This is a genomic window from Xanthomonas sp. SHU 166 (assembly GCF_000364685.1).
Classification (GTDB): domain Bacteria; phylum Pseudomonadota; class Gammaproteobacteria; order Xanthomonadales; family Xanthomonadaceae; genus Xanthomonas_A; species Xanthomonas_A sontii.
Genome location: NZ_AQOJ01000123.1, coordinates 1 through 6,699 on the forward strand (window position 1 = coordinate 1; position 6,699 = coordinate 6,699).

Genomic DNA, 6,699 nt, shown 5'->3' on the forward strand with positions numbered 1-6,699 from the left:
GACGCCATGGTCCATGCCAGGACACGGTTTCCGCGGCGCGCGCACCAACAGCGGACGCCAGCGCTGGCGAGCAGAAGGCGCACGACCTGGCTACAGGAATGCACGTCCGGACAACGCCCACGCTGGCATCATGCGCACGACCCCACGGGAACGCACCACGTGACCCACGCCACCTCATCCCCGCCGCCGCGCGCCGAAGCCCTCGTCGTGATGGGCGTCTCCGGCAGCGGCAAGACCAGCGTCGCCCAGGCGCTGGCCGCACATTACCGACTGACCTTCCTGGACGCGGACGACTTCCACAGCGCCGCCGCCAAGGCACAGATGGCGCACGGCATCCCGCTCAGCGACGCGCAACGCGCGCCCTGGGTCGCAGCCCTGGCGCAGCGGCTGCGCGCGTCGGTCGATGCCGGGCAGAGCGTGGTGTTGGCGTTCTCCGGATTGCGCAAGGCGCATCGGCAGCAGTTGCGCGCCACCGGCGTGCCGATGCGCTTCGTATTCCTGCATGCGGCCGCGCATGTGATCGCAGAACGCCTGGCCAAACGCCATGGCCACTTCATGCCGCCCGCGCTGCTGCAAAGCCAGCTGGACACGTTGGAACTGCCGCTGGACGAAGCCGACGTGATCTCCGTGGATGTGGATGCGCCATTCGCCACGGTTGTCGCCGATGCCATCGCGCAACTGGATGCGACCGTCGACATCGCCTAGCACGCGCCAACCGGTTGCGCTGGCGGCGGAGCATCGGCCCGAACCAGGCAGCGCCGCCACATGCCGGCCAGTCGCCGTGTCGGCACCTACCTCGCAGCCTCCGTATCGCCAGCGGTACTCGGTTCGACTGATGCGACGCATGCTCGGCGGGCCGTACCGGCGCGTGGCGCCAAGCTGACGACGACCAGCCAACCCGCAATATCGCCTCGCTCGCAGCGCGATCAGTCAGAAGAGCACCGCCCTACCCGCGCGACTTCGCACGTCCCGCAACAAAGCGCGACACGTTCGGATCGCCCGGCACATGCCAGCGCCACGGCGCCTCCATCGCCTTGCGGATGCCCACGCGTGCGGTGACCACCGGCGCCGCAGGCGGCGGCATGCCGTCCTGGCCCAGCCATAGGCGCGACTGGCGGTTGGTGAGATCCAGCCCGTTATCCGCAGCCGACACGCCGAAGGCCTTGGCCAGGCGCCCGGGGCCACGGGTGAGATCGCCCGCGCGTACCACGCCTCGCGCCTGCTGCATCGCCTCGATCCCGGCCACCGGCGCCAGGGCGCGGATCAGCACGGCATGCCCCGGCGCACCGCCGCACACCGCGTTGATCGCCCAGTGCATGCCGTAGATGGAGTACACGTACAGATGTCCGGGCGGGCCGAACATCACCCGCGTGCGCGGGGTCACGCCGCGAAACGAATGCGCCGCCGGATCCTCCGCACCGCAATAGGCCTCCACCTCGACGATGCGCCCGCAGCGACCGTCGGCGGTGACGAGCAGCTTGTTCAACAGCTCCGGCGCCACCGCGCGGGCATCGCGCGCATAGAACGCACGCGGCAAGGGCTTAGCGGCCAACAGATCCATCCGGTCAGTCTAAGCCCTGCAGCGAAGTCGCGTAGCGAGCCATGACCCGCGTGCTTTTGGACCCAGGGGTCCAATCAAGTACGTCAGTCTTCCAACTGCATAACGCACGCTGCCAGTTGTGGGAGGGACTTCAGTCCCGACGCATGGAATGTCCGTGGTCGCGATCTTCTTCCTAGTCTCCGATGGCGCAACGGGTCACGGTGAGCGGAGATGGTTTCCGTTTCGGAACCACAGTCGCGGCAAGTACACTCGGCTGATCTTCACGCATCGCACGCTGATTGTGGGAGGGACTTCAGTCCCGACGCATGGAGGTATCCAGGGTCGTGATCGTCTTCCTACTCTCCGATGGCACAGCAATCCGCGGTGAGCTGCGGAGATCATACGAGGCTAGCAGCGGGCCGCAGGGACGCGTTCGGCTGTGTGCGACGGCGGCCGGGCTGACCAGCACCATGCCGCCGCCGCACGCGCACACAGGGCACATCGCATGCCCTGCGCTGTTCTGCTCGAAGCAACGCCAAACGACGCCCGCATCCCCAACCTGCCCCACTCACTCCTGCGGAACGTTCAACTCCTTCAGCAACTGCGGCGCCGGATACACCTTGGCCATCAACCAGCGCAGATAGCGCATGTCCACATGGATCGCACGTTTGTAGCGCGGGTCGTACCACCAACTGGCGCTGACCGCCTCCCAGTTGCTGTCGAAGTTCAGCCCGATCAATTCGCCGCGCGCATTGAGCACCGGCGAGCCGGAATTGCCGCCGGTGGTGTCCAGATTGGTCAGGAAGTTCACCGGCTGCGTCTTCGACTGCGGATCGACCGTGCTGCCGAAATCGCCCTTGGCGATCGCCGCCAACAGCGGCTTGGGCGCATCGAACGGTTCCTTGCCGGTGTTCTTCTCGACGATGCCGGCCACCGTGGTCAGCGGCGCGAAGCTGACCGCATCGCGCGGCGCCAGCGGCGCGACGCGGCCATAGCTGATCCGCAGCGTGCTGTTGGCATCCGGATACACCGCACGCCCCTGCTGCTTGCGCCAGGCGAACAGCGCACGCATGTAGGCCGGGCGCAGCCGCAACTGCTCGCCCTCGCGCGCCTTGCGCTCGTCGTCCAGCCGCAGCTGCGCCGGCACCAGCGTGGTGGCCAGCACCAGCAACGGATCGGCCGCAGGCGCCTTGCCCTCGCGCGCCGCGGCAAAGCGCGACAGGCGCTCGGCCTCGGTGCCCAGCGCCGTGCCGGCGTAGGCCTTGTCCAGCGCCGCCTGCAATTGCGCCGGGGTCCGCCCGAACGCCGCATCGAACTCCGGCACCCGCTGGGCATCCGGCAGTTGCTGGTAGCGGGTCAACAGCGTCGTCAGCAGCGCCTTTTCCACGGCCGGCGCATAGCGACGCTGCACCTGCTTGAGCATGCCCTCGATCAGCGCCAGGTCGCGCTGCTGGTAGCCGCTCTCGCGCCGATCGTCCGGCTTGGCCGCTTCCAGCCGCAGCCGTTCCAGGGTCAGCGCCGAACGCAGCGCCTGGGTCTGCGTGGCGATCAAGCCCAGCAGCAGATCGCGCTCGCGCAGCGCCGACGCTTGGCCGAGCAGTTTCTGCAGCGCCGCGATGTCGCGCGCATCGCTGCCGCGGGTCGCCGCAAGCATGCCGCGCTCGTCCTCCGCACGCAGCCGCACCGCATCGCTGCGCTGCAGCCCTTCCAGTTCGCCGGCGGCGCGCTTGCGGTTGTTCTTCAGCGACTGCAGCTGCGACGCGTAGCGCGTGCGCGCTTCCGCGTCGGCCTTGCCCGATGCTTCGATCACCCCGATCAACTGATCCAGTACCGCTACCCGCTGCGGCAACGTCGCCTCCACCTGCTCGGCGAACTCGGCCGCCGTACGATGACGGTAGGTGATGCCGGGATAGCCGGCCAGCATCGCGAAGTCGCCGGCCTTCGGCCCATCGGTGGCGATTTGCAGATGCGCCGGCGGCTGGTAAGGCACGTTGTCGGCGCTGTAGTCCGCCGGCTTGCCGTCCTTGCCCACGTAGGCGCGCAGCAAGGTGAAATCGCCGCTGTGCCGCGGCCACATGAAATTGTCGATCTCGTCGCCGTAGTTGCCGATCGCCCGCGGCGGCGCGTACACCAGGCGCACGTCGCGCAGTTCCAGCTGGCGAATCCGGTAGAACTCGGTGCCGTAGTACATGTTGGCCACGCTGCAGCGCACCCCGGCCTCGCGCTCGCAGTCGGCAACGATACGCTTGCTCGCCGCATCCACCGCATCGTAGTAGGCGCGCCCGGTCTTGCCCTTGGCCGGCCCCAGCACCTGATCGGTGACCTTGTCGAAGCCCACCGTCACCAGCACCCGGAAATCCGGATTGGCCGCGCGCTCGTCGGCGCGATCCCGCGCGATGAACCCATTCTCGATCAGGTTCTCCTTGGCGGAGGTGTTGTACTGGATCACCCCATAGGCCACGTGGTGATTGGTCAACAGCAACCCGTCCGCGGACACGAACGCCCCGGTCCCGCCGCCGACCTTCACCACTGCACTCAGCGGCGGCTGCGTCACCTCGGCCAGCGTCTGGGGATCGCCTTGGAAGCCTGCCTCATGCAGCGGCTTGGCCAGCTCCGGCATTTGCGACGGCATCCACATGCCTTCGTCGGCGTGGGCGGTAGTGGTGAGGGCGAGGCTTAGGGCAAGAGAGGCGGCAAGGGAATTGGGCAAGGGCATGCGGAAATGGAGGCAAAGAACGTAACCGCGACCTTAGCCGGCCAATGCGATCGCAGCAACCAAGACGCCGATCCATTCATCGGTGGATGTGATCTTTACCAAGAAAGGTCCAGAATGCTCCCGACAAAAACGAGCGCACGGTCAGCTCACTTCCTACGAACATATATACAGATGCATACCATTGAATAAGTGATCCTACCCCGTCACCAGAAAGCCACGACCTAACGAGCCCCCATGAACCATCTAAAATAATTTGTCTGAAATGCAAAAAATTATTCGTCTCTACTAGAGCGCAGCTCAGTCAGTATCCTGTCTGCCTCTGCCTTATCTAATTCCCGAAAACTTTTTACATCTGTGAGGGTCACCAAGTTTTTATTTGGATTGACCCTCACCAGTCCATCAAACTCAAACATGCCGCTTTTTTTTGATACAGACGCGTAAACCGCCATATTAAATTTCTTGATTCTCATGCTGCGTTCCTGTTCCGTGGGACTAGGCGCATCAAAGCTCCAAAAGTTAAATGCTGGTTTCATACATTTGGTGGAAATAGCAATGCTTGGATGATAAATATTACCGTAGATTTTCAGGCCATGAACCTCAACATTCTGAGTAGAAAATCTTGAGTGGATTGCTTTACAAAAATCCTCTCCTTCACCGCTCTTGGAGCATGAAGAACACGATGCGGCAGCAAAGAAAAAGACCGAAAACAAAAATTTCATGGCTTGTAACCAGAGCAGCTTGAACTTTGCTTACCATTACACGCAGATTCCCACGACTGTTTTGCACTTTCCCATATGCGCTGTTCCCGTTCCTGGAGTGACATTCCCGGAATATTAACGCCATTATTTATTCTTAGAACGTTGCCAATAGCTGACGTCATCCCATATGCACGTAATTCAGTAAGCATTCGCTCAAGCCCGGTAGCCGGATAAAAATTCCTGTTGAATCCCGGCTGCATTGAGTCCAATTTATGGGAGCCCTCATGCCCAATTATTCCGGCAGCCAGCATTTTCGCTGAAATATTGAGTCCAGACGCGACTGCTGATATTTGACTAGGATCTAAATCCATGCCCTTAGCCGTCAATTCCCCCAAATGGTCATCACTAAGATTAGTTAAATTTATTGAAAATCCATTTCCATCGTTGGCTGTGCCTACCATTCCAAGAATCTTCCCAAGTCGATCCTTAGCAGCGCCTTCTGCCATTTTTTGATAGCTTCTCTGCGCCGTGGAGACATAAGATTCAGCAATTTTGGCATCGTGGACATTGCAAGTTCCGCCTTTTCGGGTGCACTCATAGCGACCGTCTGGATCTACAAATAGGTAGGGGTTATTCGCTGCGTAATTATATCGATTAAAATTTTTCCCGGGCTTGCTGTACGGCGTGACCGGATCAACTGAAAGAAATTTACCAATTTGGGGATCATAATACCTTTGCTGCATATAATTAAGTCCAGTCGCAGCATCGTTCACATGGCCCGTGTATCCAGGCCCATCCGATATTGGATGATTCAGTAAATTTCCGTAGGGTTCATATTCACTACGTTCAACAATATTACGATTATTGTCTGTCACCAGCACAACAGACCCTAATCCGTCCGTATGAACATAGCGGACAGTTTGCGCCGATGCAGTGAAAGCAACTACAGAATAGAGAGCGGTAGCGGCCATCAGACGCAATATCGCACGAATCCCCTGGAAATTTGACATCACTCGTCCTTGCGAGTTGGAACCATCGATACGCGATGTAGAGTCGACTTTTCTCGTAGAAGCCGGATCGACAACGCTTCCCATAGCAACATTTCGGTACAACGGAATCTACGGAGCAGACTCCGCCAGAGCAGGCTTACTTCAAGTAGATCTCGACAATGTCGCAGCAATTGGTCTGCACATCGATCTTGCGCTTGTTCACCAGTGCAGTCATCAACACTGCCAGCAGCGCCTTACCGCCGGGCTGGTCGTCTTGGAAATGCAGGACGTGGTTTCCGGATGTGGCCTTGCATTCCGCTGGCGTGTCCGACAGCCAGACAAAATGATCGGTATGAGCTTGATACGTTCCCAACTGCACGACGTCGACATTCTGCATCGATTCGTTTGCCGATGCTTGCCAGCTCAGCAAAGCGAGCATCAACGGCAGGCCCATTTTATATTTCATATTTCTTCTCTTCTTGAAACTGGATCAATCTGCGCCGTGCAAAAAAGCGCGACGCCCTCCAGATCATTACTTCTTCAGCCGTATGGAAATGACTTTGGTGCGATTACCGAAAATGCATACGCCCGAGTCGACCAGGAGTTCAACATCCGAATTACTGGTGTATGCAGCCAGCGCCATCGCCGTCAGCTCCTTGTACGACGGATGATCCTTGTCGATCGCGAAGTCGTTCAGGGGAGCCGAACACCCGGATGGGCCATCGTTGGAGGTATGAATCACCATGCCTTCGCCGT

At 60.4% G+C, this 6,699-nt stretch carries 7 protein-coding genes; 1 reads left to right on the forward strand and 6 read right to left on the reverse strand.

Annotation, left to right across the window (positions count from 1 at the left end):
* Nucleotides 1–210 precede the first annotated feature (210 nt).
* Complete coding sequence (locus tag D180_RS04920; protein WP_017911919.1) at nucleotides 211–705, forward strand: gluconokinase; 495 nt, start codon at nucleotides 211–213, stop codon at nucleotides 703–705.
* Between the two features lie 241 nt (nucleotides 706–946).
* Here D180_RS04920 and D180_RS04925 read toward each other — a convergent pair whose 3' ends face one another.
* The 6 genes from D180_RS04925 to D180_RS23790 all read right to left on the reverse strand — a co-directional run.
* Entirely contained in the window at nucleotides 947–1,561 is a 615-nt protein-coding gene (locus D180_RS04925) for a DNA-3-methyladenine glycosylase (protein WP_017911920.1), read from the reverse strand.
* A gap of 547 nt (nucleotides 1,562–2,108) precedes the next feature.
* Complete coding sequence (locus D180_RS04930) at nucleotides 2,109–4,256, reverse strand: S46 family peptidase (RefSeq protein ID WP_043090494.1); 2,148 nt, start codon at nucleotides 4,254–4,256, stop codon at nucleotides 2,109–2,111.
* 272 nt (nucleotides 4,257–4,528) lie between these two features.
* Nucleotides 4,529–4,975: a hypothetical protein gene (locus D180_RS23785; protein WP_157835421.1), complete on the reverse strand. Its 447-nt coding sequence runs from the start codon at nucleotides 4,973–4,975 to the stop codon at nucleotides 4,529–4,531.
* A complete protein-coding gene (locus tag D180_RS22845; RefSeq protein ID WP_081616401.1) occupies nucleotides 4,972–5,964 on the reverse strand; it encodes an RHS repeat-associated core domain-containing protein in 993 nt (330 codons plus the stop codon). Before D180_RS22845 ends, D180_RS23785 begins: the two co-directional genes overlap by 4 nt.
* 136 nt (nucleotides 5,965–6,100) lie before the next feature.
* Nucleotides 6,101–6,409: a hypothetical protein gene (locus D180_RS04935; RefSeq protein ID WP_157835422.1), complete on the reverse strand. Its 309-nt coding sequence runs from the start codon at nucleotides 6,407–6,409 to the stop codon at nucleotides 6,101–6,103.
* Nucleotides 6,410–6,475: 66 nt separating this feature from the next.
* Nucleotides 6,476–6,699 (reverse strand): hypothetical protein (locus tag D180_RS23790; protein ID WP_017911923.1); only part of this gene is annotated, 224 nt, incomplete at its 5' end.